Here is a 26,815-nt window from a genome sequence, read left to right on the forward strand (position 1 = left end):
ACATTTTCGGTTGAAATCCGCACAATCTGGGTGTGACCGCAGAGCTCGTAGTTCTCCTGGTGGTAGTCGTCACCGCCCTCGCATTCGACTTCACGAACGGCTTTCACGACACCGGCAATGCAATGGCCACCTCGATCGCGACGGGAGCTCTGCGACCCAAGGCCGCTGTCGCGCTCTCCGCATCGTTGAATCTGGTCGGCGCGTTCCTGTCCGTGGAGGTTGCGGCGACTGTCGCCAAGGGCGTGGTGAACCTGGGAGAAGTGGGCGGCGAGGATCTGCTGCTCATCGTGTTCGCCGGCCTGGTCGGCGGCATCATCTGGAATCTGGCGACGTGGCTGCTCGGCCTGCCGTCGAGCTCTTCCCACGCACTGTTCGGCGGACTGATCGGTGCCGCCATCGCGTCCATCGGCATGAGCGGTGTCGAGTGGGGTGGCGTGCTCAGCAAGGTCGTCGTTCCCGCCGTCCTCGCCCCCGTGGTCGCAGCACTGGTCGCCACCGCGGGCACCAAGCTGGTCTACCGGATCACCTCCGGCGTGCCGGAGGACACCAAGGAACACGGATTCCGCATCGGTCAGATCGGTTCCGCGTCCCTGGTGTCGCTGGCCCACGGAACGAACGACGCCCAGAAGACGATGGGCGTGATCTTCCTCGCACTCGTCGCACACGGATCCCTGTCCGCCGACGACGAAATGCCGTTCTGGGTGAAGCTCAGTTGTGCGATCGCCATCGCGCTCGGCACCTATCTCGGCGGCTGGCGCATCATCCGCACGCTCGGCAAGGGACTCGTCGAGATCGCCGCTCCCCAGGGCATGGCCGCGGAGTCTTCGTCCGCCGCCATCATCCTGACGTCCAGCCACCTCGGACTGCCGCTGTCCACGACACACGTCGCGACCGGTTCCATCCTCGGCACCGGGCTCGGCCGCAAGGGCGCCGAGGTTCGCTGGGGCATCGCCGGACGCATGGCCGTCGCATGGCTGGTCACACTGCCGTCCGCGGCGATCGTGGGAGCCGTGTGCTGGGTCATCGCGCACGTGATCGGCGGTCTGCCCGGTGTTCTCGTCGTGTTCGCCGCCCTGATCGTGCTCGCCGGGTTCATGTACCTGCGCTCCCGCCTGCAGCCGGTGACGTCCGGCAACGTGAACGCCGAGTGGGAGTCGGGCGAGGCCCACGTTCCCGCCGAACCCACCGAGCCGGGAGTGGCCGAGACCGCGGACTCCGCCGGTCCCGCCACGAACCGCTGAGGGGCTCGCCATGACATTGCTGACCACCACCATCCACTCGCTCTGGCAGGTCATCCTCGTCGGTCTGCTGTTCGGTGCCGGCCTACCCGCGATTTTCGCGCTCGGCCTGCGGTCGCTCGGCGGCACGGACACCGGTGAGGGAGTCTCGCAGCCGACCGTCGCCGGCCGGATCGGCGCCTGGGCCTGCTTCGCCGTGGTGCTGATCGCGATCATCACTGGGATACTTCTCTTGATGCAGGGCTTTTTGGCCGGCAGCTTCGGTATCCACATCTTCTGAGCGGCGACCACGAGTCCCGTTCCATCGACGAAAGAGGCCGAACGCGTGCCCACGAATTCACTTCGCTCCGTGCTCGACTGGCTACGCGCCGGGTACCCCGAGGGAATCCCGGCGAAGGACCATTTCGCGCTGCTGGCAGTGCTGCGTCGCCGTCTCACCGACGACGAGATCGAACAGGTCGTCGCGCTGTCCATCGAGATGGCCCACGAGACACCCGAACGCCACGTCGACTACGACAACATCCGCCGCCTCATCAGCGAGATCACCCACGAGGAACCCTCCGAGGACGACGTCGCCCGGGTGACGGAGAACCTCGAGGCCGGAGGGTGGCCGGTCGGACCCGACGCCGAATGCGGCGAAGGTTCCGGCGACACGGAAGAAATCCGCGACGCAGGCTAGCCATGAGCCTTCCACCGTTTCTCTCCTCCATCATCGGCTGGCTGCGAGCCGGCTACCCGAACGGCGTGCCCGAGCAGGACTACATTCCGTTGTTCGCGCTGCTCACCCGCCGTCTGTCGGAAGACGAGGTGGACGCCGTCGCCGACGCCCTCGTCGAGGAGGGCGACCTTCCCATCGAGAAGACCGACATCCAGGTGCTCATCACCAAGGTCACCGACGAGTTGCCGCTCGAGTCCGACGTCGACCGGGTGCGCAGCAACCTCGCCGCAGGCGGCTGGCCGCTTGCCGGGCCAGCCCAGTGATGCGATGGCCGCTGGCCGGGCCAGCCCAGTGAGCGAACTGCAGGTCCTGCCCGTCCCCTCCGGCGCCGGGGTTCTCGACATCCTGCCGCAGCTGTCGGCGATCCTCGACGGAACCGCCCCCGCCGCGCTCCCCGTCCCCGCCGCTGACGAGCGGGAGACCCGCCGACTGACGGACGCACTGCGCCCCGGGGAGCCGATCGACGACGGTGTCGCACTCGTGGTCGCGACATCCGGCACGACCGGAGTGCCGAAGGGGGCCATGCTCTCCGCGGCCGCCCTCCGTACCAGCGGTGACGCGACACACGCGCGCCTCGGCGGTCCGGGCGCCTGGCTGCTGACGCTTCCCGCCCACCACATCGCAGGCATGCAGGTGTTGCTGCGCAGTGTCGTCGCGGGCACCGAGCCGGTGGTGATCGACGTGACCGACGGCTTCGACCCCGGTGCGCTGCCCGCCGCAGTCGCGTCGATGAGCGGTCCCCGCCGCTACACCTCGCTTGTCCCGACCCAGCTGGTCAAGGCCCTCGACCACCCCGACGCGGTGGCGGCACTGGCCGCACTCGACGCCGTCCTCCTCGGCGGCGCCGCGACCCCCGCCCCGGTCCTGCGGCGCGCCGTCGACGCCGGCATCACCGTCGTCCGCACGTATGGAATGAGCGAGACGTGCGGTGGATGCGTGTACGACGGGGTGCCCCTCGACGGCGCCCGGGTGCGGATCGACGGCGACGGCCGCGTCCTCCTCGGCGGGCCCATGCTCGCGTCCGGTTACCGCGGCCTCCCCGACCATCCGGCGTTCGCCGAACCCGACTGGTTCCGCACCGACGACGCCGGCGCCGTCACCGACGGCGTCCTCAGCATCTCCGGCAGGCTCGACGAGGCCATCTCCACCGGCGGTCTCACCGTCGTCCCGCAAGTGGTCGAGGCGGCCCTCGTCGCGCACCCCGCGGTCCGCGAATGCGCGGTGATCGGCCTCCCCGACGAGCGACTGGGGCGCCGCGTCACCGCCGTCGTCGTCGCCGAGCCCGGCACCGAACCGACACTCGCCGAACTCCGCTCCTTCGTCGAACGCACCCTCGACCCCACCGCCGCCCCACGCGAACTGCACCTCGTCGACGCCCTCCCCCTCAGAGGTCCGGGGAAGATCGACCGGCGAGCGCTGGAATCGCGGTTCGGCTAGCGGTTCGCCTGTCTGCGTAGTTGCACACCGATTCGCCAGATTCCCGTGCAATTGCGTGTGATTCCAGCCATTCGGTGGGCGGGAATGGGTCACCGGCGCCGCGAGCGAACACACGCGCGCTCGAATCGCGCCTTCACGGCGTCGAACCGCCCGAGGTCCGCCCACACCCACCGGATCACCTCGAGGCCCGTGTCGCGTATCGCATCCTCCCGCAACTTCTCCTTCGCCACGATGTCGGCCGATTGCCCGGAGCCGAATCTGTACTTGCCCATCCCGTCGAACTCGCCGACAACTCCCCAGCGCTCCCAGAAGAAGTCGACGCGGCCGACGAACGCACCTACGTCGGTGCGCACTTCGTGTTGCAGCGCGGGCGCCGGCATCCCACACTCGCGCATCCTGATTCGACTGAGCGACTCACCAGGACTCTCACTGCCTCCGTCCAACAGAGCCACTGCGCGGCGCGCGGCACCGATGCCTTTGCGGCGCCCGTGACGCTCCACCACAGCCTGGACGTCGCCGATCGACAGACCGCCTCGATGCAACGCGCAATCGCCGATCACGACGGCCTGGTCCAACGATTCCGATCGCGCCACGTCCACCACGGTCCGGGCGAGCGAGGTCACTGCCACGCCGTCGATCTCCGTCACATCGTCACGGTCGAGTGGAGCGATGTGACAGTGCAGTGTCGCGGTCCGTCGGCCGCCCGATCGACGCTCCCGGCTCAGGTGCACCCGATCGAGGTTCACCGCACCGACATCGAGTCCGTGAAGGACGGCGGCGGACGCGTGGCTGACCACGACCTCACCCCCGTGCGCCACGACGGCCGCAGCGACCCGGGCTCGGTGCATCTCAACCGCATCCAGTGATGCCGCGCTGTCGCAGTGGAGGTAGGCACCCGCAGCCACGGCGACCAGTTGTCCCGACGTCCTCGCGCGGCGCAGGTCCGGGTCGGTGATTCCGTCGGCCAATGCATGGCGGCGAAAGATCAGGTCCTCTGCTCTCTTATCGAGCATCCTGCACCCTGCTCGACGCCGGCCGCCCTCTCCGACCAGGGAAAACAGTCCACCTGTGGATAACCGACTGGTTGTGGAAAACCACATCCGCACACCGATTCGTCAGATTCCGACGCAATTGCCCTCGATTCCGACCAATGTCTGTGAATCCGCAGAACAACAAGGTCCGCAAGGCCGTGCAAGAGGCGTGCAAGCCCGCTGCAAGGGGTGGGCTGCATCGTCTACGGCATGAACCTCACTGCAACTCCCCCAGCCATCGAGGCCGACGGGCTCGTGAAGCTCTTCGGCCGTCAGCGTGCCGTCGACGGCGTGAGCCTGTCCGTTCCGACCGGGTCGGTGTACGGAGTGCTCGGCCCGAACGGCGCCGGCAAGACCACCACGGTGCGAATGCTTGCGACGCTGTTGCGTCCGGACGGCGGTGAGGCTCGCGTCTTCGGCCACGACGTGGTGCGCGAACCGAACGCGGTGCGCTCGCTGGTCGGTGTCACGGGCCAGTACGCGTCCGTCGACGAGGACCTGTCGGCGGTCGAGAATCTGGTGATCTTCGCCCGGCTGCTCGGGCTCAGCCGGGGTGATGCCCGCCGCAAGTGCGCGGAACTGCTCGAGGAGTTCGACCTTATCGAGGCGGCGACGAAGCCGCTGAAGAATTTCTCGGGCGGCATGCGCCGACGTCTGGACCTGGCGGCCAGCCTGATTGCCCATCCCCCGCTGTTGTTCCTCGACGAGCCGACGACGGGTCTGGACCCTCGGACGCGCGCCCAGATGTGGGACACCATCCGCAGGCTGGTCGCGGAAGGGTCGACGGTGCTGCTCACCACGCAGTACCTCGACGAAGCGGATCAGCTGGCCGACCGGATCGCCGTCATCGACCACGGAAAGGTGATCGCGGACGGCACGGCCGACGAGCTGAAGGCGTCCGTGGGCATCTCCTCGCTGCAGTTGACCCTGGCCGACCGCGGACAGACCGACGACGCGCGTTCGGTGATCGCACACACCCTCGGTGTGGACGTGGCGATCACGCCGGAGATCGGCCGCCTCACCGCGCCGATGACCGATCCGTCGCTCACCGTGGAACTCCTGATCCGACTGCGCGACCACGGGATCGCCGTCGACGAGATCACCGTCCAGAAGCCGAGTCTCGACGAGGTCTTCCTCACCATCACCGGCCACGGCGCAGACGCCACTGAGGCCGACACCGAACGGAGCGTCGCATGACCACCACCCTCGAATCCCGCACTTCCGCGGGCCCCCGACCGATTCCGGAGGCCCGGAACCGAATCAGCCTCGAGCAGTCCGTCGCCAACACGCTGACCATGGCGTACCGGGGACTGCTCAAGATCAAGCACAACCCGGAACAACTGTTCGACGTCGTCGTCCAGCCGATCATCTTCACGTTGATGTTCACGTACATCTTCGGTGGCGCCATCTCCGGCGACGTGGCGTCGTATCTGCCGATCATCATCCCGGGCATCCTGGTCCAGACGGTGATCACCACGTCGATAGTGACGGGGACCCAACTGCGGGAAGACATGGACAAGGGCGTCTTCGACCGCTTCAAGTCCCTGCCGATCGCCCGCATCGCGCCGCTGTCCGGTGCGCTCCTCGCCGACGTCGTGCGGTACGGCATCGCCACGACCATCACGTTCGCCGTCGGTATCGCGATGGGTTACCGGCCCGGCGGCGGTGTCGTCGGGGTCGTGTCGGCAGGCGCGCTCGTCATCGTCTGCGCCTTCTCGATCAGCTGGATCTTCGCCCTGATGGGCGTCCTGATGAGCAAAGCGTCGTCGGTGCAGGGCATTTCGATGCTCATCCTGTTTCCGCTGACGTTCATGTCCAACGCATTCGTGCCCGCCGACACGATGCCGGGCTGGATGCAGGCGTTCGTCAACGTCAACCCCGTGTCGCACGTCGTGACCGCGGTGCGTGAACTCGTCAACGACGGCCACTTCGGTGTCCACGTCGTGTGGGCGCTGCTCGGCGCCGCCGTGATCGTCGCGATCATGGCTCCGCTGACGGTCCGGACCTACATGCGTAAGGCCTGACACCCGAAGAACGAAGCGAGCCGGTGGACGCGGGGTCCACCGGCTCGCTTCGCCTATTTCTCCAGTTCGGGGGCGTCCGCCTGCAACTCCCCCACCTCGGTCTTGAGGATCCGCATCGACCGTCCCAGGCCGCGGGCGGCGTCCGGAAGCTTCTTCGACCCGAACAGCACCACGAGCACCACCGCGATGATCGCCCAGTGGCTCGGGCTCAGCGCCCCCACTACTGGGGCTCCTCACCGTCGGGGTACACAGCGTCCACCTCGACCTCGACGAGCCAGCCCGCGGCAGGCAGGCTCGCGACCTCGAGCGCGAACCGGCTGGGACGCGCGGAGTTCCGTTCCATCGGGGCGGCCGGTTCCGCGGTGCCGAGCGGGACCAGTTCGGTGTCACCGGTGTCGAGGTTGGTGTTCGCGAAGAACTGCCGGTAGGCGCGGTTCCAGCCGGCGTAGTCGGCGCGGTCTGTGCCGGGGGCGTTGTCGAGGAACACCCGCATGGTCACGACGTCCTCGAGCGTGAGGCCCTGCGCCTCGAGATTGTCGCGAATCCGCTTCAGCGCGTTGATGCCCTGCGCTTCGGTGATCGTGACTCCGGCCGGGAGTGCGCCGCCCGAGAATACGTCGGTGTCGATGTACGACTCGGGGGTTCCCTCGGGTGCGGCCTTGTTGGACGCGCCCGGGCCGATGCCGCTCGACTTGTAGACGGCGGTGCCGCCACCGATGGCCACACCCTGCGCGATCATCGGATTCGCCTCGCCGGCTTCGAGAACGGACTTGGAGACGAAGGTGCTCGCGGGCGCTTCCGCTGCCGCCTCCTCGGAGGAGCACGACGTCGCCCCGGCGATCAGAGCGGATGCGGCAAGTGCCGCGGTGACGGCCTTGGTACGAAAAGACTTCACAGTGCACAACTCCTTGTTCGAGGGGAAGGTCAGGCTTCCTGGGCCACGCGCTCGTGGATGTGGGTGACGACGTCGCGGGCGGACGTCAGGGCGCCGTGCTGCCAGGCGATGGCGTTGGACAGGTGGTCGCCGGCGAAGTAGATCTTGTCGACGGGTTCGAGCAGCTTCTCGTACTCGGGAGTGGCCGCCCCGCCGTGCGAGCCGCCACTGCCCGCCCAGTTGGCCCAGGCGCTCTCGGAATATTTGGTGCGCCGCCAGCTGCCCGAGAACGACGACGAGATGTCGCGGGTGTACTTGTCGCCGTGGATCTCCGAGCCCTCCGCGATCGCCTTGGCGAGCCGCTGGCGGTGCGTGAGGGACTCGAACGCCTCCTGCCGCTTGCCGCTGCTGTAGTAGGCGACGACCACGCCCCGGTCGGAGTTGTAGTGGTCGTACGGGAACATGATCTGCGAGATGTCCATGTCGGTGTTGGATGCGCCGCCGTAGATGCGGTCCTCCGTCTCCCACCACCGGCGCGAGTACTCGATGCCGAGCTTCCCGGACGACGACGGCTTGGCCGCCTTCAGCGCGGTGAGCACGTCGGCGGGCAGATTGTTCTGGAGTCGTCCGACGAGGTGCGGCGGGATCGTGCAGATCGCGTAGTCGGCGGTGATCGACTTCTTCGAGCCGCCGGCGGTGTACTCGACGGTGACGCCTTCGGACACGTTCTTCATCGACGTGACCTCGGCTCCGAAGACGATGTTGTCGGTGCCGATCCTGTCCTGGAACGCGTAGTAGATCCGGTCCATGCCGCCGACCGGAGAAAACATCATCATCGCCTGGTCGTAGCCGAAGTCGAAGCTGAAGTTGCGGCCGATGCCGCTGCGGATCACTTCCTGCATCGCGAACGGCTTCTTCTCGGTGCCGAAGTTCAGGCCGGCTCCGGGCTCGGAATCGTAACCGCGACGCGAGGATCCGAGGTAGCGGCCGTCGTCCGACAGGTCACCGAAGTCACTGAGGAACTCCGACAGCGCGTCCTTGTCCTCCCGGCTCAGCACCTGGTCCAGGGCGCCCTGATCGGTGGCCTTCTTCAACAGCTCCGACATGTAGCCGAACGTGTCGGCCTTCGCGGCCCGGTAGGTGACGGACTGCCCCGACAGCGACGTGTCGCTCTCGTAGTTCACGAACGTGTTGGCGTTCTGGTTCCCGAAGCCCTGGATCTCGACGCCGAGTTCGCGGCAGTAGTCGAGCGTGATGTGGCTCTGCGGGATGCGGGTGGCGCCGACGTTGTAGAAGTGGCCCTCCGAGAACGTGCACTTCTGCGTCTCGCCGCCCAGGTCCGTCTCCTCGGTGCCGCCCCGGGCGGTCCAGACCCGGCCACCGGGCCGGGTGCGCGCCTCGAGGACCGTCACCGTGTATCCGGCCTTCTGCAGTTCGAACGCCGAACACAGACCGGCCGGGCCGCCGCCGAGCACCACCACGGAGTGATTGCCCTTCACCTTCCCGATCAGATCGCCGGCCGCGAGCGGCTGGAAGGCGCGGGCGGGCGCGGCGGTCGACGGTGCGAGCCCGAGCGTCGACATCGCCCCGTACGCGAGGCCCGCGCCCCCGGTGGCCCCGAGGCCCTTCATGAAAGATCTACGTGTGAATGCCAATTCGCGCTCCCATTCTTGCGCCCGGCGACCCGGGTAACTTGTCCGGATTCATCCTGGGAGGGAGGCGAGTCGGGCAGTTGTCGGCGGCGAAACAGTCTGAGGCCGGCGAGCGAGAACGGGCGCGTGCCGTTCTCACTCCCGAGTCGGAGTTCGACCCGAAACCGAAACTTTTCGGCAACACGACCCGGCTAGTTTCACGCGCATGTCAGCCCTTTCCGACGCGATCGCGCGTTCGTTCGCCACCCGCGAGCCCGAACGTCAGGCCCTGTCGCCGTTGCGCGCGCTGGGCCGGCGGCAGTTGTCCGGCTTCGAGGTTCTCGCGCAGTCGGTGGCCACGACGGCTCCGGCGGTGTCGATGGTGGTCCTGCCCGTCACCATGTTCACCCATCAGATGCTGCTGAGCGGTCTGATCACGATCGTCGTCGCGACGGTGGTGGTCTCCCTGATCGCGGTGTGTGTCTCGCAGTTCACGCGCCGCATGGCGGCCGCGGGCGGCCTCTACAGTTTCGTGTTCCAGGGCCTCGGCACGCGAGCCGCGCTGACCGCCGGGGTCGCCATGCTCACCAAGTACGTGGGCAGTGCGGTGATGACGCTGTACCACGGTGGCCAGGCCGTGATCGCGACGCTCGGCTTCTTCGGTCTGGAATTGCGTGACCCCGCCGAGCGTCTCCTCGTCTATGCCGGGATCGCGATCGTGATCCTCGGCTGCCTGGTCCGGGGGGTGCGGTTCGCGGCCCTCGCCATCCTCGCCGTCGAATCGTGCTCGTTGCTGTTCATCGTCGGTCTGATGATCGTGACCGGCGCGGGCGGCCAGCACGCCGCGGTGCCGCCGTCCGATTCCGCGTACGGGCCGCTGCTCATGACGCTGGCCGCGGTGTTCGCCCTGGCCGGCTTCGAGAGCGCCACGTTCTTCGGTCCGGAGGCCAAGCGCCCGCTCGCCACCGTCACCCGCACCGTGATGCTCACGCCGATGATCTGCGGCGGCCTGTTCATCTTCTCGGCGTGGGCCGCCTGGTCCGGTCGCACGGACACCCTGGTCAACGCTTATCTGCACGGCACCGGCACCGGGGTCGACCCGGCCGTGGTGATCGCCCTGAACCTCGGGTTGGGCACGTCGTGGCTGGCGTCGGCGATGGCGTCGTCGAATGCCGCTTCGCGGCTGCTGTATTCGATGGGGATCGAACGGGTCGTCCCGCGTCTGTTCGCCCGGGTACACCGCAGCTATCGCACTCCGTACGCGGCGCTGGCCGTCATCGTGTGCGCCGTGTGCGCCGGTGCCGCAACGTTCGGCATCGTCGGGAAATCGACCGGATTCGGTCACGTGCAGCTGATCGCCAGGACTGCGGTGGTCGCGGCGTACGTCCTGGTGGCCGTGGCGTCGGTGCGGTTCCTCAACCGGATCGGGGAGCACACCCCTCTCGTCCTGGCAGCGGGAGTCGCGGGCAGCGCCGCCGGCGGAATCGTCCTGGCCTACATGCTGTTCGTGAACGTGGCCCACGGCTTCTCGATGGTCCCCACCGTGGTGCTGACCCTGTTGCTGTCGGGTTCGGTGTGGCAGCTGTACCTGCGATGGCGCCACCCGGCGACTGTGCGGTCGATGGGTGTGTTCGACACCGCGGAAACGGACGATGTGCTGCCGGGAGCCGGGGTGTTCGCCACGGACGCCGCCGGAAACCTCGCGTTGACGGCGGCTGGACGTACCCCCGGGTCCCGGTGATGGGCGCCCGAGCCGGGGAGATCGCGGGCCACGAACCACGCGCCGTGCAGAAGGCACTCGCTTTGCTCGAGGCCGTAGCTCAGCTCGGGTCCGGGGCGACCGCGCGAGACATCGCCGCACACGCGGGGATCCCCCAGGCCACGGCGTACCGGCTGCTCAATCTCCTGACCGCCGACGGCTATCTGGTGCGGATCGCCGATCTGTCCGGGTTCGCGCTGGGCCGCAGGACCAGGCAGCTCGCGGGGGCGGATGCGGCGCCGGACCCGGTCGACCGCCACGCTGTACTCGAAGAGCTGCGGGAGCAGGTGCGTTTCGGGGTCCATCTGACGTCGTTCGCGGGCGGCCGGGTGCGACTGATCGACCGGGACCCCGACCACGAACTCAGCGGCGAGAACACGATCGCCACGCACCTGCACGCGTCCGCCATCGGCAAGATCCTCCTCGCGTCCCGTCCGGACCTGGTGCCGCCGAGTCTGCGCCGGGTCACGTCGCGGACCATCACCGACATCGGCGCGTTGCAGGGCGAACTCGACACCGTCCGTCACACGGGTTCGGCCCGAGAGGTCGACGAGGTGCGGGTGGGCCGCAGCGCCGTCGCCGTCCCGGTGCACGACGCGCAGAACACGGTGGTCGGTTGCCTCGCGGCGATCGGCAAGACCGGACGCCTGGCCGTCGACGATCCGGAACTCACCGACCTCCTGCGCTCGTGCGCGGCCCGGGTGAGCGGCCGGGTCCCCGCCTGAGGCCGGCACTCACCTCGAACTGGCGAGCATGTCCAGGATTTCGGCGCGCACCGCGCGACGCGACCAGTTGCCGAACCGCTTCTGCGCCGACTCCCAGCGGTCCGCGCCCACCCGCTCGAGTGCGAACGCGAGGTGCCGGGGGTGTCGCAGCGAGGCGATGTCCTGCCGGGCACGGGCCCGGACCGACAACGCCAGCAAGGCGAGGCCCCGATCCGGATCACCGGCAGCGAGCTCGAAGCAACCGACACCGGCCGCGACGGCTCCGGTGACCGGCAGATCCTGGTAGGCACCCTGTCCCAACCTGGACAGCGCTGCCTCCGCGAGCTTCGGCACGAACTCCACCATCATCTCGGACCGGCCGTGCAGCACGTGAGCGCACACCACCGACGCCGCCAGCATCATTCCGAACGGATCGGCGAACGGCTCGGACAGCATCCGGGGATACACCATGTCCAGCGCCTCACGATAGAGGGCTAGCCCGCGTTCGACGTCGCCGTCCGCGAGATCGATTTCCGCGAGACTGCCGGTGGCGGCGGCCCGCCATTCGTCCGGCCGGTGGTCGTCCGTCCCCGTGCCCGCACCGCGATGCTCGAGTACCGTCTCGGCCAGCACTTTCCGGCCGGCCTCCACGTCACCGTCGGCGATCAGCGCAGAGGCCTGGAAGCCCCACAGCTGATCCGCCTCCTCCTGCGCACCCAGCTTCCGCATGCCCTCGACAGCGTCCTGATAGTGCCGCACCGCGTCCCGGTACTCGCCGGACTGGCTGTGCAGTGAACCGAGGAACTGCGACGCCATCGCTGTGCCCCACACGTCACCGATCGCCCCGCACAGTTCGGACACGGTCGCGGCATCCTTCATCGCGCCGCGGAAGTCGCCGAGGTTCTCACGCATGCTTGCCCGCGCGGACATCGCGGCCGCGCGGGTCTCCGGATCGTCGGAGCGCACGCCTTCCGCGACGATCCTGGCCAGGCGCCGTCCCGAACCCAGCGACAGGATGAGCCGCACCGCCAACCCGGTGATCGATGGAACGTCGGGGCGCTCCCGGAGCAGGTGACGCAGCCGGATCCGGGTGCGGGCGAGCGTGCGCGTCTGGCCGCCGAACACCAGGTGCATCGCCGCGAGCAGGAACGTGTACGCCACCAATTCCGAACCGACGTCCGCCAGGTCCGCGTCCGCCGTCGACCCGAGAATGCGCGGCGTCCAGTTCATCACCTCCGAGTGCGCGCCCCGAATGGCCCACAGGCCGCCCAGCACCGGGAACACGGTCGCCACCGTCTCGGCGTCGTCGCGCTCGACCGCCCACCTGAGGACCGCGAGCAGGTTGTCGTGATCGGCGTCGATGTCGTCCGCGAGCGCGACCTGGTCGGTGCGGCACCGGCGGAGCGCCTCGGACGCGAACCGGCTTGCCCAAACCCCTTGTCGGGCAAACACTTCCGATTCCTCGCCGACCGCCGCGAGCTGTTCCTCACCGTATTCGCGCACCGTCTCGAGCATGTAGTAGCGCAGCGTGTCCGATGTCTCCGACACGGACAGCAGGGATTGATTCACGAGTCCCTCGACGGCGTCCACGACGTCGTCGACGCCGTCCCACTCCGCGATCGTCCGGGCGGCGTCGAGGGTGAACCCCGCCGGGAACCGGCAGAGTCTGCGCAGCGCGATCTGCTGTTGCTCGCCCAGAAGCTGCCAGCTCCAGTCGATGACGGCGTGCAGGGTGCGGTGCCGCGCGGGCGACGTCGGGTCGTGCGACCGCAGCAGCGCGAACCGGTGCTCGAGCCGTCGGCCGATGTCCTCGACACTCATGCTGCGTACCCGCGCGGCGGCCAGTTCGATCGCGAGCGGGAGACCGTCGAGGGTGCGGCAGACACTGCGCACGGTCTCCGGGTCGAGGCGCGCCGTGGGCCGCACGGCGCGGGCGCGCGCCGTGAACAGTTGCACGGCCGGCGCCTCGTCGTCGTCGATCGCGAGCGGCGGCAGCGGGTACACGGTCTCGGACGCGAGCATGAGGGGTGACCGGCTGGTGGCGAGGACGGTCAGCTGGTCGCCCGCCGCCACCAGGTCGGCCACGACCTCGGAGCAGGCGCCGATGACGTGCTCACAGTTGTCGAGGATCAGGAGCATCGGCCCCGCCGACAACGCTTCCCGGAGCCGCTCCCGCGCCGAATGGACGCGGCTGACGGTGAGCCGGCCCGGCGCGATGTCGACCTCGCTGAGCCCGAGCGTGCTGCTGATCGCCGCCACGACGTCCTCGCTGCTGCGCAGCGACGCGAGCTCCACCAGAGCCACGGACGTCCCCACGGCGGCCCGCGCACCCAGTTCGTGCGCGAGTCGCGTCTTGCCGGCACCGCCGGGCCCGAGGATGGTCACCACCCGCGAGGACGTGAGCAACCTCTCGATCTCCGCGATGTCCGAGTCGCGCCCCAGGAGGGCGTTGGGTGCCGCGCGGAGCCCGATCGCCGTCCGATCCGGCGACGCGAGGTGCGGAGCCGCCACCTCATCGGGACGTCCGCCGCGCAGGATCTCGGTGTGCAGGGCGACGAGCGCCGGCGACGGATCGGCCCCCAGCCGGGACACCATCCGCTTGCGGAAGGTCGCGAACACGTCCAGCGCCTCGTTGTCCCGACCGAGCCCGGCGAGCGCCCGCATCAGGTGCGCGTGCGCCTGCTCGTCCAGAGGTTCGGCGGCGACGTGGCCCAGCGCCTTCGGGAGGACGGCGTCCCAGTCTTCGACCGCAACCAGCGCCGCCAGTTCCGCGGCCTCGAGCTGCCTCCGGATCACGGCGGCGTCGGCGGCGAGTTCCGTTGCGGTGGCACCGCCGGGAAGGTCGGCGCCCGGGTCTCCCCGCCACAACGCGAGGGCGTCGCGGATCTCGTCCGGCCCGACGCTGCGTCCGTTCCCCCGGCCCCTCAGCCGGCGTGCCACGTCCTCCGCGCGCGTCAGATCGACGGCGTCCCTGGGTACCGCCAGCCGGTAACCGGCCGGGCCGATCTCCAGCGCCCCGTCCGGCAACGCCGCGCGCAGACGGGAGACCTGCGTGTGCAGCGCATTCATCGGGGACCGCGGTGGATCCTCGCCCCACACCTCGTCGATGAGCGCCTGCGCCGACCGGCTCCGGCCAGGATCGCGGGCGAGAGCAACCAGCAGGCTGCGCGCGCGGGTGCCGGGCAGCGGTGCGAGCACGCCCGATCGCCACGTCGATACCTCACCCAACAAGGCGACCTGAATCGGTGTGCTTGCCGGTGCCGCCCTCTCGTCCACGCTCATGTGCTGGTCCACCGCGTTCGATGGTATTGCACGGCGTGGGTGCGGGCGTCTTCTCGCTCGGTGCAAAGATCGGTACATGGCAACGGCTGCTCAATGGATCGAAGGCGCTCGTCCGCGCACCCTCCCGAACGCGATCGCCCCGGTGCTCGTTGGCACCGGCGCCGCGGCGTCGCTCGGCGGCGCGGTCTGGTGGAAGGCAGTGCTGGCACTGGTGGTCTCTCTCGCGTTGATCGTGGGCGTCAATTTCGCCAACGACTACTCGGACGGGATCCGCGGCACCGACGACGAGCGGGTGGGGCCGCTACGGCTCGTCGGGTCGAAGCTGGTGACACCGTCGGCGGTGAAGGCTGCGGCCATCGCCTGCTTCGGCGTCGCCGCGGTGGCCGGCCTGGTCCTCGCCGCGACCACCGCCTGGTGGCTCGTACTGATCGGCGCCCTGTGCATCGTGGGCGCCTGGTTCTACACGGGCGGCAAGAAGCCGTACGGCTACAGCGGCTTCGGCGAGGTCGCCGTCTTCGTGTTCTTCGGTCTCGTCGCCGTGCTGGGCACCCAGTACGTGCAGGCCGAGACGGTGGATTGGGCCGGTCTCGTGTCCGCGATCGCCGTCGGTTCGTTCTCGAGCGCGGTTCTCGTCGCCAACAATCTGCGGGACATTCCCACCGACACCGAATCCGGCAAGCGCACGCTCGCCGTCCGGCTCGGCGACTCGCGGACCCGCATTCTGCATCTCGTCACGCTGACGGTCCCGTTCGTGGTGACTCTCGTCCTGGTGCTGCGCACCCCCTGGGCGCTCGTCGGACTGCTCGCGCTGCCTCTCGCGGTCCGGGCGAACGCGCCGGTCCGCTCCGGCGGCCTGGGCCTCGCACTGATTCCCGCGCTTCGGGATTCGGGGCTGGCGATGCTGATCTGGGGCGCCGCCACCGCCGTGGCCCTGTCGGCCGCCTGAGCGGCCCGCCGCGTCAGTCGCCGTCCGGGAGAAGGATGCCGAGGAGGAAGTTGACGATCGAGATGATCAGGCCTCCCCACAGTGCGGTCCAGAAGCCGTCGACGGTCAGGCCGTAATCGGTCTGGGAGCTCAGCCATGCGGTGAGCAGCAGCATCAGGGCATTGATCACCAGGGTGAACAGGCCGAGCGTCAGGATCAGCAACGGCAGCGACAGCAGCTTCACCAGTGGTTTGACGAAGATGTTGACGACGGTGAACACCAGCGCGATGCCGAGCAGCACCACGATGTCCCATCCGGTTCCGTTGCCCGAACTGGAGATGTCGATGCCCGACACCCAAGCTGCCGCCAGCCAGATCGCGAACGCGTTGATGACGAGGCGTACCAAGAAGGTCATGGGTGCATGCTGGCACATCGTTCGGACAAACGGGAACCGGATAACCCGGGACCCGCACGGTCAGGCGGCGCGGTCGTCGAGGGCCGCGTGTACGCGACGGCGGAGTTCGCCGACACCGACCTGGACCTCGAGGATCTCCCGCGTCGTGCCGTCGGCCACCCGCAGCACTCCGAGGAAGATGTGCTCGGCGCCGATGTGATCGTCCTTGCGCGCCAGCGCCTCCCGCAGTGACAACTCGATTGCCTTCTTGGCGTCGCGGGTGAACCCGATGTGCCCCGACTTCCGGCCGAACCAGCCGCGCTTCTCCGACGGCTCCTCGGGATCGAGGACGCCCTTGCCGAAGTTCTGCTCGAGGCTCTGGCGCACCGCGTCGAGGTCGATCCCGATCGATTCGAGCGCTTCCGCGTCGGCGTCGCTCAAGGCCGTGCCGTGCGTCGCGACGGTCGATCGCGACTTCTCCTCCTCGATACCGGCGTCGGCGAGGATGCCGTGGACGGGTTCGGTTTGCACGGACAGCAGCGCGAGCACGAGGTGTTCGGGCCCGATCTGTGGCGACTTTAGTGCGCGCGCTTCCTGTTGCGCGCCGATCACCACAGCCCGAGCGTCCGTCGAGAATCGTTCGAACATCCGCCGTTACCTCCCTCTCCGATTGTGCTTCTGATGGACGGCCTGCCTGCTCACCTCGAGGGAGTCGGCGATCGCCTGCCAGGACCAGCCCTGCGCGCGGGCGTTGGCGACCTGGATGGCCTCGAGCCGTTCGAGGAGACGCCGCAGCGCACGCACGGCCCGCAACCCCTCGGCGGGGTCGGGGCTGCCCGCTGCTGCGGCGAGCGTGGTTGCTTCGGTCATGTTGTCAATTTAGGTTGACACCGACCCAGGTGTCAACCCTTCTTGACAAATCTCGGAGCGGCCGTCAGTACGCCGCCACCGCCCCGTCGACGGCGATCTGCAGATCCTTCTGCACGACGTGGGCGATATCCATCGGTTTCGCCGGGAGGTCGAACAACGGCTCTCCGACGAAGACGCTGGCCGACTTCACGTTCTCGGTATCGGGCCCGTCGGCGTCCGGTCCGTAACTGATGCCGATGGACAGCAGCACGGGTGAGACTCCGCGATCTGCCGCACGTTTCGCGATGTGACCGACGCCGCTGTTGATGTGCTGCAGACGGGTCGGGTCGTCCTCGTTGCACGTGCCCTCGGGGAAGATCGCCAGGTTGTCACCGCGGCACAGGCGTTCGGCGGAGATGTCCATCATGAGCCGGCCCGCGTCGGCGACCGCCCGGAGACCGTAGTTCTTGCTGCGGAACACCGGGATACCGCCCATCATGTCGACCTTCTTGTGCAGGTCGGGGTCGACGAACAGTTCGTCCTTCGCGAGCACCCGGGTGCGTCCGATCGCGCGGCGCAGCGGCGTCTTCCAGGCCGTGGCCGCAAGCGTGTACTGATCGCTGTGGGTGATGTGATTGGCGGCGACGATCAACACCCTGCCGGACTTCACCAGCCCGGCCAGCTGCGCCTTCGCGTCGTCCGCGTACACGACCCGCGGCCGGTACTTGGCATACAGCGACGCGTACGCCAGCTTGGCGAGCACCCGATTCTGCTGATGGTCGCGGTAGTACGCGTACACCGCTTCGTAGTTCTCGAGAGTTACCTCGGGCTTCTCCATGCTCGTCCCCGCTCCGTCGTCCTAACGCCAGGCTACCAACCTACGGTTGCGTAGCCTACGGTGGAGTAAGTTTTGGGAAAGTGCAGGGAGACTGTGCGAACAGCACGATTTCGGGTACAAAAGACCTGTGATCCGCACGGCCATTTCCACCGACCTGCCCGCTCTGCAAGACATCGAAATCGCGGCGGGTGCGCCGTTCCGTGACATCGGAATGGACGCCGTAGCCGACGATCCCCCGTTCACACTCGACGAGCTGACCGAATACCTCCAGCTGGAGTGCATTTGGGTCGCGGTCGACCCAGACGATGCCCCGGTCGCCTATGCGCTCGTCGCCATGGTCGACGGGGGCGCGCACATCGAGCAGGTGTCGGTCCACCCCGGCCACGCCCGCCAGGGGCTCGGCGCCCTGCTCCTCGACGAGATCTCGTCGTGGGCGGCCGTCCGCGGACTGCCCGCCCTCACCCTCACCACGTTCGTCGACGTCCCGTGGAACGCCCCCTACTACGAGCGGCTGGGTTTCCGCCCGCTACTGGAAGACGCACTGACCCCGGGCCTGTCCCGCATCCGCGCCGACGAGGCCCGGCACGGCCTCGCCGCGTGGCCGCGGGTCACGATGTCCCGCCCGGTGACGGCGCCGGTGCGTACCGCGCCTCAGCCGGGCTGAACGGGCCACTCCCCGGTCGCCGCGAAGCGATCGAGCACCGCCGCCGAACCCGAGAGGTCGATGCCCTCCCCGGCCACCCAGTCGTCGTCGAAGTAGGTGTCCGCGTAGCGTTCGCCGCCGTCGCACAGGATCGTGACCACACTGCCGGACCGTCCGGCCGCGAGCATCTCCGCGACGACCGTGAACGCACCCCACAGGTTCGTGCCCGTGGAACCGCCGACCCGGCGACCCAGCACCGAACTGGCGTGCCGAGCCGTCGCGATGGACGCGGCGTCGGGCACCCGCATCATCCGGTCGATGACCTGCCCGACGAACGACGGCTCCACCCGCGGCCTGCCGATGCCCTCGATGCGCGAGGGCATCCCCGTCGCGAAGTCGCAGGAGTTGGTGTCGTAGCCGCCGAAGAACGCCGAGTTCTCCGGATCCACCACGAGCAGACGGGTCGCGTGCCTGCGGTAGCGGATGTACCGGCCCAGCGTCGCGCTGGTGCCGCCGGTGCCGGCGCTCATGACGAGCCACTCCGGCACGGGGTGTTCTTCACGAATCATCTGGTGGTAGATCGACTCGGCGATGTTGTTGTTGCCCCGCCAGTCGGTGGCCCGCTCCGCGTGCGTGAACTGGTCCATGAAGTGACCGTTCGTCTCCGCGGCGAGCCGCCGGGCCTCGCTGTAGATCTCCGGCGGCCGGTCGATGAAGTGGCAGCGACCGCCCTGCGCCTCGATGAGGGCAATCTTCGCGCCGCTCGTGCTGCGCGGCATGACTGCGACGAAGTCGAGGCCGAGCATCTTCGCGAAGTACGCCTCGCTGACGGCCGTGGACCCCGAGGACGCCTCGATCACCGTCGTCCCCTCGGTGACCCATCCGTTGCAGATCGCGTAAAGGAACAGCGACCGGGCCAGCCGATGTTTGAGGCTGCCCGTGATGTGGGTCGACTCGTCCTTCAGATAGAGCTGCACACCCCATTCGACGGGCAGCGGGTAGCGCAGCAGATGCGTGTCCGCGCTGCGCTGCGCGTCGGCGTCGATGAGGCGGACGGCGTTGTCCACCCAGTCACGCGGAAAACTCCGGTCGATGACGACGCAATCGCCGTCCGTCACCGGGACGTGCCCTCACCGCGGAGCCTGGCACGCAGATCGGCCTGGTCGGCGCGACGCTGCGCGTCGAACGCGGCGATCCCCTCGTTGACCCGCCGGCGGAGTTTCGCGAACAGCAGCAGCGACAGCGGGAGTGCGATGAGGACCGCGAAGATGGCCGCGACGAGCAGCGGCACGGCGACTCCGACGAGTGCGGCCACCCCGAGGATGATGGCGCCGATCACGACGACCAGCAGCAGCCGGGCGATCGAATAGGTCGCGACGTCGCGCGCCAGCTGCCCCTTGGTCACCCGCCCGCCCTGCTTGGCCGGTGCGCTCGAATCGGCTGCACCGGGGCGCTCGACCTGGTCTTCTGGCTTCTCGGATGACTCACTCACGCTCCCAGGTTACCCATCGCCGAGGCCGCTCCTCACACGTCCGACTTATCCGATTTGTCTATTACCTCCCCTTTACCAACATTAGATCGTTCGAGTACCCGGGGTGCCAGATGCCACGATGACCCGAGATCAGTCGCAACAGCGGCCGGCTTCAGCACAGACCAGTCGAAAGCAGTGGAGGACCGTCGATGAGCGCACCCACCTACAACGGACCCGGATTCAGCGGATCCAACGAAGCCCTCATGACCCCGGGCCAGGTGGCTGCCCTGTTCCATGTCGACCCGAAGACCGTGACGCGATGGGCGCACGCGGGCCGGCTCGGATCGCTGCGCACCCCCGGCGGGCATCGCCGCTTCCGCGAGGCCGAGGTCATGCAGTTGCTCCGCTCCCTGACGACGGAGGCGGGCCGACCGTAGATTCGGAGGCGGGCCGACCGTAGATTCGGAGGCGGGCCGACCGTAGATTCGGAGGCGGGCCGACCGTAGATTCGGAGGCGGGCCGACCGTAGGGCTCTGACCGCGACCGCACTGCCCGGACGCCTTGCGGCCGGGTGGGTGCCCTCTGCCGCCGACGCGGCTACGCTCAGGGATACCGGCTACCCTCGAGCGGTGTAAGGAGGTGCGCGGTGATCTATCTGTTGGCACTCATCGGGCTCGTGACAGTGGCGGTCCTGCTCTGGAAGGCGTTCGGTCCGAACACGAGGCCCGTGCTCAGCAACCGGGTGCAGGGACCCGACGACGATCCGGATTTCCTGTGGAAGGTCGATCGGGAGACCCGTCGGAAGAAGTCCGACGAACCCGACGCCGGTCCGGCGGACCCTGCCGGGTGAGCCGAAGCCGGGGTGCCGGTCGATCCGGCACCCTCGGTGTCGTTGCCTCAGCGACGATCCTGTAGCGCGAAACTGGACGCCGGGAAGTCCGACGCCACCGCGGCGGCCAGTTCGAGAAGAGCGTTGCGCGTCTTGGGACGCAGCCGCTCGAGTTCGATCTCGGCGCCCTCTTCGAGGTGCGGATCGAACGGAATCAGCCGAACCAGCCGGCACCGCTGCTCGAAATGCTCGACGACCTTCGGCAGGTCCACCTTGCCCGACCGCGGGCGCACCGCGTTGACGACGGCCACCGACCGGGACACCAGTTCGCGGTATCCGTGGGCGTCGAGCCAGTCGAGTGTCGCGGAGGCGCTGCGGGCGCCGTCGACGGAGCCCGAGCTGACCACCACGAGCGCGTCGGCCTCTTCGAGGATGGTCTGCATGGCGGAATGCATCAGTCCGGTGCCGCAGTCGGTGAGGACGATGCTGTAGAACTTCTCGAGCATCGTGACGGTCCGCGAGTAGTCGTCCGCGCTGAACGCCTCCGAGACCGCCGGGTCGCTGTCGGACGCGAGCACCTCGAGCCGGTGCCTGCTTTGCGACGTGTAACTGCGGACGTCGCTGTATTTTTCGATGCTCTGCTCGTCGCGCAGCAGGTTGCGCACCGTGGCCGGGGTCTCGAGGGGAATCTTCTGACTGAGCGTGCCCCGGTCGGGGTTGGCGTCGACGGCGATGACGCGGTCGCCGCGCAGCGACGCGAACGTGGAGCCGAGGGTCGCGGTGGTGGTGGTCTTGCCCACACCGCCTTTGAGGCTCAGCAGCGCGATCTTGTAGCAACCCTGCAGCGGATGGTTGACCTGCTTGGTCAGCTCGATCCGACGCTGTTCTTTCGGGCTGTTGCCGACGTTGACGTAGCGGCCGGACAGTTGGTACAGCGCCTTGCGCCACCCCGTGGTGGGGGCCGGCTTGACCTGCTTGAGGAGCAGCGACGTCGACAGGTCGCGCGCCGACACCGCGTACTGCTGATCGGCAGTCGTGTCGTGCGGGCGACCGGCGGGTTGCTGGGGCGCGAACGCGCCGGGTTGCGGCTGGGGTGCGTGCTGCACGGGCGGCGCCTGCTGCGGCGGCGTGAACGTTCCCTGCCCGGAAGCCTGCTGCGGGGCGGGGGCCTGCTGCGGGGCGGGTGCGGCGGAGGGGGCCTGGACACCGGGCTGCGCGAACGGGTTGGGACCCTGCGGCTGAACGTACGGGGCCTGCCGCGCGGCGTTCCATGCGGCGGCCGATGCGTGGTCGTCCCCGGGCGGATTCGATGCAGGCCGTACCGGCTCCCACATGCCGGCGTTGTTTTCGGACATGGCTGAACATCCCCCTCGTGAAGTCTCCATCGTCCCCACCGGATCACACCGGTCGGAGACGTCGCGGCGGAAGGATATCAGTCGGTGACTACCGTCAGTTGAGGCCCGCGTACGAGTGCAATCCCGACACCACCATGTTGATGATGAACAGGTTGAACAGCATCGCGACGAAGCCCGCCACGTTGATCCATGCGGCCTTGGTGTCGCGCCATCCCGACGTCGCGCGGGCGTGGAGGTAGGCGGCGTAGATCACCCAGGCGATGAACGACACCGTCTCCTTGGGGTCCCAGCCCCAGAATCGGCCCCAGGCGGCCTCGGCCCAGATGGCGCCGAGGATGACTCCCGCGCCGAACAGCGGGAACCCGATGATGGTGGTCTTGTACGCCAGCCGGTCCAGGGTCTGCGCGTCGGGCAGTCGCTCCGCTATCCGCGCGAACACGCCCGTTCCCTCCTCGCCGCGCGGGTACCGCATGCGCAGCAGGAACAGCAGGCTCGCGATGCCCGACACCAGGAACACGCCGGAACCGACGCTCACGATGGTGACGTGGATGGGCAGCCAGTACGACCGCAGCGCGGGCACCACGGGCGCCGCGTCCGCGTACAGCACGGTGGCGGCGAGAAACATCAGGATCAGGACGGGGACGAGCAGGAACACCCACATCGACCGGTACGCCGGCTTCGACAGGAGAGCGAGACCGACGACGAGTGCGGCCGCGCAGGCCATGGTCACGAACTCGTACATGTTGCCGAGCGGGAATCGCTCGGTGGCGAATCCGCGCAGCACGATCGACGCGAAGATCAGCACCGTGCCGACGACGAGCACGGCCGCGCCCATGCCGCCGAAGCGCTCGGACATGGGCTTCTTCGGCTGCTCGACCAGTCGGCCGGGAACCGAGGGCGCTTCGGCCGGGCGAGCGCCGGAGCCTGCCGACACGAGTTCCCGATCCTGCACGGCCTGCGCCCGGGTGGACGCGTACTGCACGATGAGCAGCACGAGTGCCAGCACCAGCACGGTGAAGGCTGATCGGAAGGCCCAGTCGCTGTACTGCGCCAGTGTCTCGTTGGTCGTCATCGTTGGCTCTCCTGCGCGTCAGGCTTCGTGTCGTCCGTGAGCAGACGGGTGCAGAGTCGGCCGAACTCGTCGCCCCAGCCGGCCTGATCGGTCCGGGCGAGTCCACCAAGCTCTACTACAGTACGTCGTGGGTCAAGATCGGAAGCGTCCGCGGGGTAGATGCGGGCCCACACGCGGCGGCGCTTGACCAGCAGCGAGACGAGCAGTCCGGCCATCATCGTCAGCGCCGACACCAGCACCCACTGCTGCGCCGGGTCGTGCGACACCTGCAGGTTCACGAAGTCCACGGCACCGTCGAACCGCACCTGGGTGCCGTCGGCCAGCGTCGAACTCTCCCCCGGTTTCAGATTCACCCGGTCCTGCTTCACGAGCCGGCCCTGGTTGATCAATTCGGTGTTCAGCGAGAACAGCGACTGCGGGTTGCCCGTATCGAGACCGGTGTCGCCCTTGTAGATGTCGATGGCGACGGCCGGGTCGTTCATCGCCGGGTAGCTCGACGCCAGCAGATTGCCGTGGAACAGCGCGGTCGGGGCGAACAGTCCCTCGATCGCGATCTGGTTCTTCCGGCGCTCGTCGGTGTCGGTGTACATGCCGCCGGGCGGGTCGAACCGCATCGCACCGCTGCTGAGGAACGTCGTCGCGTCGTCCGGACGCCACTGCAGCGTCTCGGTGCGGGTTTCCCCGTTCGGGAACGTGACGGTGAACGTCGGCGCGTACCCGTGCCCCTGCAGATAGACGCGGTCACCCTCGACGCGGAGCGGGTGGTTGACCTGCAACTGGCCGTCCCGCCACGTGTTCGTCTCGAGGTCGTCGCCGGCCTGGTAGGCGATGTTGGACGTGAACATCTCGGCCTGACCGCTGTCGAGGTAGTCGGCCGCGAAGTCCTTGACCTTGACGCACAGCGGCGTCATACCCGTGCCGTCCTGCGTGTTGCCGGCCTTGAAGGAATCGAAGACCGCGGGCGACGTGGTGCAGAAGCCGGGACCGTTGTTGGCGACCACGATGACGTTGCCCTCGTAGCCGAACAGCTTGCCGACGGCAATCGCGACGAGCAACGCCACGAGCGACAGGTGGAAGACGAGGTTGCCGAGCTCGCGGAAGTAGCCCTTCTCCGCGGAGATGGTGATCTCGCCGTCGTGTGCGGCGCGCTCCCCGCCCTCGCGGGTCTCGACCCGCCACCCCTTCAGGTGAGTGCGGATGCGGGTGGCGAGTTCCTCCGGTGTCTCGTCGACCCGGTCCTCGTGGTGGTGCGGAAGTCGCGCGAGATTCCGCGGGGCAGGCACCGGACGGGTGCGCAGCGCCTTGGCGTGGTCGACGCAGCGCGGCAGGATGCAGCCGACGAGCGAGATGAAGAGCAGGACGTAGATCGCGGTGAACCAGAAGCTGCCGAACACGTCGAACAGCTCGAGTTTGTCCATCCACGGACCGAGGGTCGGCCGGTTCGAGATGTACTCGTCGACCTTGCCCGCGTTGAGGCTGCGCTGCGGGAGCAGGGCGCCGGGGATGGCCGCGAGGGCCAGCAGGAACAGCAGCACCAGCGCAGTGCGCATGGATGTGAGGCCACGCCAGGTGTTGCGGACGACCGCGAACGCGCGGCCCGGGAGCGATTGACGGGGCACGGGTGCGGCTTCCGGGGCCTCGGGAGTCTGGGTGTCGCTCATATAGGGAGGGTCACTTCCGAGATAAAGGCGTCGCGAACCCAGCCGACGAACTGGTCCCACGCGCCGGTGACGAGGGCGATGCCCACGGCCACCAGCATGATTCCGCCGAAGATTTGAATGGCGCGCGCGTTGCGGCGCAGCCAGCCGACACCGCGCAGCGCGCGGGACGAGCCGAGCGCCAGGATCACGAACGGCAACCCGAGGCCGAGGCAGTACGCGACGATGAGGGCCACTCCGCGGGCGGCAGTGGCACCGTCGGTGCCTGCGGCCAGGGAGATGACACCCGCCAGGGTGGGGCCGAGGCACGGGGTCCAGCCCAGCGCGAACACGGCACCGAGCAGCGGGGCCCCGGCCAGGCTGGAGATGCGGCGCGGCTCGAGCCTCGTGTCGCGCTGCAGGGCCGGGATCAGGCCGATGAACACCAGGCCCATAGCGATGGTGACCACCCCGCCGACCCGCATCAGGATGTCGCGGTTGATCGCGAGCGCCGAGATGGCGCCGAACACGGACGCGGTGGCCAGCACGAACACCACGGTGAAACCGGCGACGAACAGGGCTGCGGCGCCCGCGACCCGCAGCCGTCCGTCGGCGACCGTCTTCGTGCGGGTGGCCGCCTCCTCCGCGGTGACGGCCGGGGAGTCGGCGCCGACCACACCCGCGAGGTAGGACAGGTATCCGGGAACGAGGGGCACGACGCACGGTGACGCGAACGACACCAGGCCGGCGAGGACGCACGCGCCGAGCGCGAGCAGCAGCGGCCCGGATGCCGCGGTGGACTGGAAGGCGTCGCCGACGCCGCCGGCGAGAAGGGTAGTGCTAGTGCTCACGATTCCTGCGCCACCCGTTCGACCACCGGCTTCAGGTCCTCGGCGAGCAGTTCCTTCAGGAACACGGCGGCCACGCGGTGTTCCCGGTCGAGCACGATCGTGGTGGGGATGACGCTCGTGGGGTAGTTCTGCCCCAGCGCGATCATCGTCCGCATGGCGGGGTCGTAGATCGACGGGTACGACACCTTGTTGTCGATCACGAAGTCCTGCGCCTTGTCCTGCTGGTTGTCCCGCACGTTGATCCCGAGGAACGACACTCCCTGATCCTTGGTCTCCTCGTACACCTGCTCGAGGTCGTTCGCCTCACCCCGGCACGGGCCGCACCACTGCCCCCACACGTTGAGGACCACGACCTGCCCCTCGAAATCGTCGAGCGAGGTGGTCTTCCCGTCGGTCATCAGATCGGGTCCGGACACCGTGCCGATGGTGCCGCGGTCGGCAGGCGGGTCGTAGAAGATCTCCGTCTGCCCGCCCGGCGACACGAAGTCGAACGTGCCGCCCTGGGCCACGGCGTCGTCGCCGGACGCACACGCCGACAGCGACACCGCGGCCGTACAGATCACCGCGAGAAGCCCGGCGAAGCGCCCCCGACTCATGCCCCGGTCACCCTCGGATCCGACGCGCCCGCGGGCTCCGAGTACACGATGTCGATGAGGGTGTCGCCCTCGTAGACGAGGGACGTCAGCGACGCGAGACCGCACTGACGGTGCCGAGGGTCGTGCCACAGCCGCTCCCCCTGCAGGAACCGGCGGAGGGTCCAGACGGGGAGCTGGTGGCTGACGACGACGGCCTCGTGGCCCACCGCCGACACGCGGGCGCTGTTGACGGCGGCCAGCATGCGGTGCGCGATCTGCAGGTACGGCTCGCCCCACGACGGTGTGAACGGGTCGCGCAGTTTCCACCAGTGCCGGGGACGGGACAGCGCGCCGTCGCCGACGGACACCTTGAGGCCCTCGAATTCGTTGCCCGCCTCGATGAGGTTCTCGTCGGTCGCGATGTCGACGCCGTGCGCGTCGGCGATCGGAACCGCCGTCTCCTGCGCCCGCTGCAGCGGTGAGGACACTACGTGCGTGATGTCGTGCTTGGCCAGTACCGACGCCACCGCGCGGGCCTGCGCCTCACCCGTCACCGACAGCCGGAACCCGGGGAGCCTGCCGTAGAGGATTCCGCGCGGGTTGTGCACCTCGCCGTGCCGGAGCACGTGCACGATGGTGCGGGTCTGTGTGTGGTCGGGATGATCGGCTTCGGTCACG

General features: G+C 68.6%; 30 protein-coding genes. 13 read left to right on the plus strand and 17 right to left on the minus strand.

The genetic code is table 11. The annotated features are described in order from the left end of the window. The first annotated feature begins 32 nt into the window (after window positions 1-32). From ACFWAY_RS09740 to menE, 5 genes are read left to right on the plus strand one after another with little or no spacing between them, the layout of a single operon-like run. Window positions 33-1,241, plus strand: coding sequence for an anion permease (locus ACFWAY_RS09740; protein WP_378452381.1), 1,209 nt, complete (start codon window positions 33-35; stop codon window positions 1,239-1,241). Between the two features lie 10 nt (window positions 1,242-1,251). After that, the gene (locus tag ACFWAY_RS09745; protein ID WP_378452382.1) at window positions 1,252-1,518 is read left to right on the plus strand and encodes a hypothetical protein; all 267 of its coding nucleotides are present in this window, start codon (window positions 1,252-1,254) and stop codon (window positions 1,516-1,518) included. 45 nt (window positions 1,519-1,563) lie between these two features. Beyond that, on the plus strand, window positions 1,564-1,917 hold the full coding sequence (locus ACFWAY_RS09750; protein ID WP_378452383.1) for a DUF3349 domain-containing protein: 354 nt from the start codon (window positions 1,564-1,566) through the stop codon (window positions 1,915-1,917). A 2-nt stretch (window positions 1,918-1,919) separates the two neighbouring features. Then, on the plus strand, window positions 1,920-2,219 hold the full coding sequence (locus tag ACFWAY_RS09755; RefSeq protein WP_005252058.1) for a DUF3349 domain-containing protein: 300 nt from the start codon (window positions 1,920-1,922) through the stop codon (window positions 2,217-2,219). Between the two features lie 28 nt (window positions 2,220-2,247). Beyond that, window positions 2,248-3,393: an o-succinylbenzoate--CoA ligase gene (menE, locus tag ACFWAY_RS09760; RefSeq protein WP_378510538.1), complete on the plus strand. Its 1,146-nt coding sequence runs from the start codon at window positions 2,248-2,250 to the stop codon at window positions 3,391-3,393. Between the two features lie 89 nt (window positions 3,394-3,482). Here the strand turns inward: menE and ACFWAY_RS09765 are convergent, their stop codons facing one another. Further along, window positions 3,483-4,406 carry a hypothetical protein gene (locus tag ACFWAY_RS09765; RefSeq protein WP_378510539.1) on the minus strand — a complete coding sequence of 308 codons (924 nt, stop codon included), beginning with the start codon at window positions 4,404-4,406 and terminating at the stop codon, window positions 3,483-3,485. A gap of 228 nt (window positions 4,407-4,634) precedes the next feature. Here ACFWAY_RS09765 and ACFWAY_RS09770 point away from each other — a divergent pair, with 228 nt between their 5' ends. Then, the gene (locus ACFWAY_RS09770) at window positions 4,635-5,621 is read left to right on the plus strand and encodes an ATP-binding cassette domain-containing protein (RefSeq protein WP_378510540.1); all 987 of its coding nucleotides are present in this window, start codon (window positions 4,635-4,637) and stop codon (window positions 5,619-5,621) included. Next, on the plus strand, window positions 5,618-6,448 hold the full coding sequence (locus tag ACFWAY_RS09775; protein ID WP_378452387.1) for an ABC transporter permease: 831 nt from the start codon (window positions 5,618-5,620) through the stop codon (window positions 6,446-6,448). Before ACFWAY_RS09770 ends, ACFWAY_RS09775 begins: the two co-directional genes overlap by 4 nt. Window positions 6,449-6,501: 53 nt before the next feature. Here ACFWAY_RS09775 and tatA read toward each other — a convergent pair whose 3' ends face one another. Genes tatA through ACFWAY_RS09790 form a run of 3 tightly spaced genes read right to left on the minus strand, consistent with a single transcriptional unit; the run spans window position 6,502 to window position 8,953 of the window. Further along, complete coding sequence (gene tatA / locus ACFWAY_RS09780) at window positions 6,502-6,669, minus strand: Sec-independent protein translocase subunit TatA (protein ID WP_005252050.1); 168 nt, start codon at window positions 6,667-6,669, stop codon at window positions 6,502-6,504. Then, window positions 6,669-7,343, minus strand: a complete 675-nt coding sequence (locus ACFWAY_RS09785; RefSeq protein WP_378510541.1) for a RidA family protein — start codon at window positions 7,341-7,343, stop codon at window positions 6,669-6,671. Before ACFWAY_RS09785 ends, tatA begins: the two co-directional genes overlap by 1 nt. A 29-nt stretch (window positions 7,344-7,372) precedes the next feature. Then, window positions 7,373-8,953: a flavin monoamine oxidase family protein gene (locus ACFWAY_RS09790; RefSeq protein WP_378510561.1), complete on the minus strand. Its 1,581-nt coding sequence runs from the start codon at window positions 8,951-8,953 to the stop codon at window positions 7,373-7,375. Between the two features lie 226 nt (window positions 8,954-9,179). Between ACFWAY_RS09790 and ACFWAY_RS09795 the strand changes: the two genes are divergently transcribed. Next, window positions 9,180-10,694 carry an APC family permease gene (locus ACFWAY_RS09795; RefSeq protein WP_378510542.1) on the plus strand — a complete coding sequence of 505 codons (1,515 nt, stop codon included), beginning with the start codon at window positions 9,180-9,182 and terminating at the stop codon, window positions 10,692-10,694. Beyond that, window positions 10,694-11,437, plus strand: a complete 744-nt coding sequence (locus tag ACFWAY_RS09800; RefSeq protein WP_378510543.1) for an IclR family transcriptional regulator — start codon at window positions 10,694-10,696, stop codon at window positions 11,435-11,437. Before ACFWAY_RS09795 ends, ACFWAY_RS09800 begins: the two co-directional genes overlap by 1 nt. A 9-nt stretch (window positions 11,438-11,446) precedes the next feature. Here the strand turns inward: ACFWAY_RS09800 and ACFWAY_RS09805 are convergent, their stop codons facing one another. Continuing rightward, the gene (locus tag ACFWAY_RS09805) at window positions 11,447-14,698 is read right to left on the minus strand and encodes a BTAD domain-containing putative transcriptional regulator (protein WP_378510544.1); all 3,252 of its coding nucleotides are present in this window, start codon (window positions 14,696-14,698) and stop codon (window positions 11,447-11,449) included. Between the two features lie 76 nt (window positions 14,699-14,774). Between ACFWAY_RS09805 and ACFWAY_RS09810 the strand changes: the two genes are divergently transcribed. Continuing rightward, a complete protein-coding gene (locus ACFWAY_RS09810; protein ID WP_378452391.1) occupies window positions 14,775-15,644 on the plus strand; it encodes a 1,4-dihydroxy-2-naphthoate polyprenyltransferase in 870 nt (289 codons plus the stop codon). Window positions 15,645-15,657: 13 nt separating this feature from the next. Here ACFWAY_RS09810 and ACFWAY_RS09815 read toward each other — a convergent pair whose 3' ends face one another. The 4 genes from ACFWAY_RS09815 to ACFWAY_RS09830 form a co-directional block, all read right to left on the minus strand. Next, the gene (locus ACFWAY_RS09815; protein ID WP_378452392.1) at window positions 15,658-16,038 is read right to left on the minus strand and encodes a phage holin family protein; all 381 of its coding nucleotides are present in this window, start codon (window positions 16,036-16,038) and stop codon (window positions 15,658-15,660) included. 60 nt (window positions 16,039-16,098) lie between these two features. Further along, window positions 16,099-16,665, minus strand: coding sequence for a Clp protease N-terminal domain-containing protein (locus ACFWAY_RS09820; protein WP_378452393.1), 567 nt, complete (start codon window positions 16,663-16,665; stop codon window positions 16,099-16,101). A gap of 6 nt (window positions 16,666-16,671) precedes the next feature. Next, window positions 16,672-16,887 (minus strand): hypothetical protein, encoded by a 216-nt coding sequence (locus tag ACFWAY_RS09825; protein ID WP_005258323.1) that lies wholly within the window; start codon window positions 16,885-16,887, stop codon window positions 16,672-16,674. Between the two features lie 64 nt (window positions 16,888-16,951). Further along, complete coding sequence (locus ACFWAY_RS09830) at window positions 16,952-17,704, minus strand: lysophospholipid acyltransferase family protein (RefSeq protein ID WP_378452394.1); 753 nt, start codon at window positions 17,702-17,704, stop codon at window positions 16,952-16,954. Window positions 17,705-17,831: 127 nt separating this feature from the next. On the opposite strand from ACFWAY_RS09830, the gene ACFWAY_RS09835 reads away from it, so the two are divergent. Further along, the gene (locus ACFWAY_RS09835; protein WP_378452395.1) at window positions 17,832-18,368 is read left to right on the plus strand and encodes a GNAT family N-acetyltransferase; all 537 of its coding nucleotides are present in this window, start codon (window positions 17,832-17,834) and stop codon (window positions 18,366-18,368) included. Here ACFWAY_RS09835 and ACFWAY_RS09840 read toward each other — a convergent pair. Then, on the minus strand, window positions 18,356-19,465 hold the full coding sequence (locus ACFWAY_RS09840; RefSeq protein WP_378510545.1) for a PLP-dependent cysteine synthase family protein: 1,110 nt from the start codon (window positions 19,463-19,465) through the stop codon (window positions 18,356-18,358). The two genes, ACFWAY_RS09835 and ACFWAY_RS09840, sit on opposite strands and share 13 nt — an antisense overlap. After that, entirely contained in the window at window positions 19,462-19,839 is a 378-nt protein-coding gene (locus ACFWAY_RS09845; RefSeq protein ID WP_378510546.1) for a DUF4229 domain-containing protein, read from the minus strand. The genes ACFWAY_RS09840 and ACFWAY_RS09845 overlap by 4 nt, the downstream gene beginning before the upstream one ends. 188 nt (window positions 19,840-20,027) lie before the next feature. On the opposite strand from ACFWAY_RS09845, the gene ACFWAY_RS09850 reads away from it, so the two are divergent. Beyond that, a complete protein-coding gene (locus tag ACFWAY_RS09850; RefSeq protein WP_005252019.1) occupies window positions 20,028-20,255 on the plus strand; it encodes a BldC family transcriptional regulator in 228 nt (75 codons plus the stop codon). Window positions 20,256-20,464: 209 nt separating this feature from the next. Continuing rightward, window positions 20,465-20,668 (plus strand): hypothetical protein, encoded by a 204-nt coding sequence (locus ACFWAY_RS09855; protein WP_005252018.1) that lies wholly within the window; start codon window positions 20,465-20,467, stop codon window positions 20,666-20,668. Between the two features lie 47 nt (window positions 20,669-20,715). On the opposite strand, the gene ACFWAY_RS09860 is transcribed toward ACFWAY_RS09855, so the two are convergent. The 6 genes from ACFWAY_RS09860 to ACFWAY_RS09885 form a co-directional block, all read right to left on the minus strand. After that, on the minus strand, window positions 20,716-22,002 hold the full coding sequence (locus tag ACFWAY_RS09860; RefSeq protein ID WP_378510547.1) for a MinD/ParA family protein: 1,287 nt from the start codon (window positions 22,000-22,002) through the stop codon (window positions 20,716-20,718). A 94-nt stretch (window positions 22,003-22,096) separates the two neighbouring features. Beyond that, on the minus strand, window positions 22,097-23,074 hold the full coding sequence (gene ccsB / locus ACFWAY_RS09865) for a c-type cytochrome biogenesis protein CcsB (RefSeq protein ID WP_378452398.1): 978 nt from the start codon (window positions 23,072-23,074) through the stop codon (window positions 22,097-22,099). Beyond that, complete coding sequence (locus ACFWAY_RS09870) at window positions 23,071-24,735, minus strand: cytochrome c biogenesis protein ResB (protein ID WP_378510548.1); 1,665 nt, start codon at window positions 24,733-24,735, stop codon at window positions 23,071-23,073. Before ACFWAY_RS09870 ends, ccsB begins: the two co-directional genes overlap by 4 nt. After that, window positions 24,732-25,562 carry a cytochrome c biogenesis CcdA family protein gene (locus tag ACFWAY_RS09875; protein ID WP_378452400.1) on the minus strand — a complete coding sequence of 277 codons (831 nt, stop codon included), beginning with the start codon at window positions 25,560-25,562 and terminating at the stop codon, window positions 24,732-24,734. Before ACFWAY_RS09875 ends, ACFWAY_RS09870 begins: the two co-directional genes overlap by 4 nt. Continuing rightward, complete coding sequence (locus ACFWAY_RS09880) at window positions 25,559-26,158, minus strand: TlpA disulfide reductase family protein (RefSeq protein WP_378452401.1); 600 nt, start codon at window positions 26,156-26,158, stop codon at window positions 25,559-25,561. The genes ACFWAY_RS09875 and ACFWAY_RS09880 overlap by 4 nt, the downstream gene beginning before the upstream one ends. Next, entirely contained in the window at window positions 26,155-26,814 is a 660-nt protein-coding gene (locus ACFWAY_RS09885) for a histidine phosphatase family protein (RefSeq protein ID WP_378452439.1), read from the minus strand. Before ACFWAY_RS09885 ends, ACFWAY_RS09880 begins: the two co-directional genes overlap by 4 nt. Between the last annotated feature and the right edge of the window lies 1 nt (window position 26,815).

Origin of the sequence: Rhodococcus sp. NPDC059968 (assembly GCF_042738615.1) — a bacterium.
Taxonomy (GTDB): domain Bacteria; phylum Actinomycetota; class Actinomycetes; order Mycobacteriales; family Mycobacteriaceae; genus Rhodococcus_F.

Excerpts from the sequence above, each read along its gene's own strand:
- ACFWAY_RS09770 (WP_378510540.1), top strand. The coding sequence starts at position 4,635 with ATGAACCTCACTGCAACTCCCCCAGCCATCGAGGCCGACGGGCTCGTG.
- ACFWAY_RS09745 (WP_378452382.1), top strand. The coding sequence starts at position 1,252 with ATGACATTGCTGACCACCACCATCCACTCGCTCTGGCAGGTCATCCTC.
- ACFWAY_RS09860 (WP_378510547.1), bottom strand. The coding sequence starts at position 22,002 with ATGTCCGAAAACAACGCCGGCATGTGGGAGCCGGTACGGCCTGCATCG.
- ACFWAY_RS09765 (WP_378510539.1), bottom strand. The coding sequence starts at position 4,406 with ATGCTCGATAAGAGAGCAGAGGACCTGATCTTTCGCCGCCATGCATTG.
- ACFWAY_RS09790 (WP_378510561.1), bottom strand. The coding sequence starts at position 8,953 with ATGAAGGGCCTCGGGGCCACCGGGGGCGCGGGCCTCGCGTACGGGGCG.
- ACFWAY_RS09820 (WP_378452393.1), bottom strand. The coding sequence starts at position 16,665 with ATGTTCGAACGATTCTCGACGGACGCTCGGGCTGTGGTGATCGGCGCG.
- ACFWAY_RS09825 (WP_005258323.1), bottom strand. The coding sequence starts at position 16,887 with ATGACCGAAGCAACCACGCTCGCCGCAGCAGCGGGCAGCCCCGACCCC.
- ACFWAY_RS09850 (WP_005252019.1), top strand. The coding sequence starts at position 20,028 with ATGAGCGCACCCACCTACAACGGACCCGGATTCAGCGGATCCAACGAA.
- ACFWAY_RS09870 (WP_378510548.1), bottom strand. The coding sequence starts at position 24,735 with ATGAGCGACACCCAGACTCCCGAGGCCCCGGAAGCCGCACCCGTGCCC.
- ACFWAY_RS09810 (WP_378452391.1), top strand. The coding sequence starts at position 14,775 with ATGGCAACGGCTGCTCAATGGATCGAAGGCGCTCGTCCGCGCACCCTC.
- ACFWAY_RS09805 (WP_378510544.1), bottom strand. The coding sequence starts at position 14,698 with ATGAGCGTGGACGAGAGGGCGGCACCGGCAAGCACACCGATTCAGGTC.
- ACFWAY_RS09815 (WP_378452392.1), bottom strand. The coding sequence starts at position 16,038 with ATGACCTTCTTGGTACGCCTCGTCATCAACGCGTTCGCGATCTGGCTG.
- ACFWAY_RS09800 (WP_378510543.1), top strand. The coding sequence starts at position 10,694 with ATGGGCGCCCGAGCCGGGGAGATCGCGGGCCACGAACCACGCGCCGTG.
- ccsB (WP_378452398.1), bottom strand. The coding sequence starts at position 23,074 with ATGACGACCAACGAGACACTGGCGCAGTACAGCGACTGGGCCTTCCGA.
- ACFWAY_RS09795 (WP_378510542.1), top strand. The coding sequence starts at position 9,180 with ATGTCAGCCCTTTCCGACGCGATCGCGCGTTCGTTCGCCACCCGCGAG.
- ACFWAY_RS09830 (WP_378452394.1), bottom strand. The coding sequence starts at position 17,704 with ATGGAGAAGCCCGAGGTAACTCTCGAGAACTACGAAGCGGTGTACGCG.
- ACFWAY_RS09755 (WP_005252058.1), top strand. The coding sequence starts at position 1,920 with ATGAGCCTTCCACCGTTTCTCTCCTCCATCATCGGCTGGCTGCGAGCC.
- ACFWAY_RS09775 (WP_378452387.1), top strand. The coding sequence starts at position 5,618 with ATGACCACCACCCTCGAATCCCGCACTTCCGCGGGCCCCCGACCGATT.
- ACFWAY_RS09880 (WP_378452401.1), bottom strand. The coding sequence starts at position 26,158 with ATGAGTCGGGGGCGCTTCGCCGGGCTTCTCGCGGTGATCTGTACGGCC.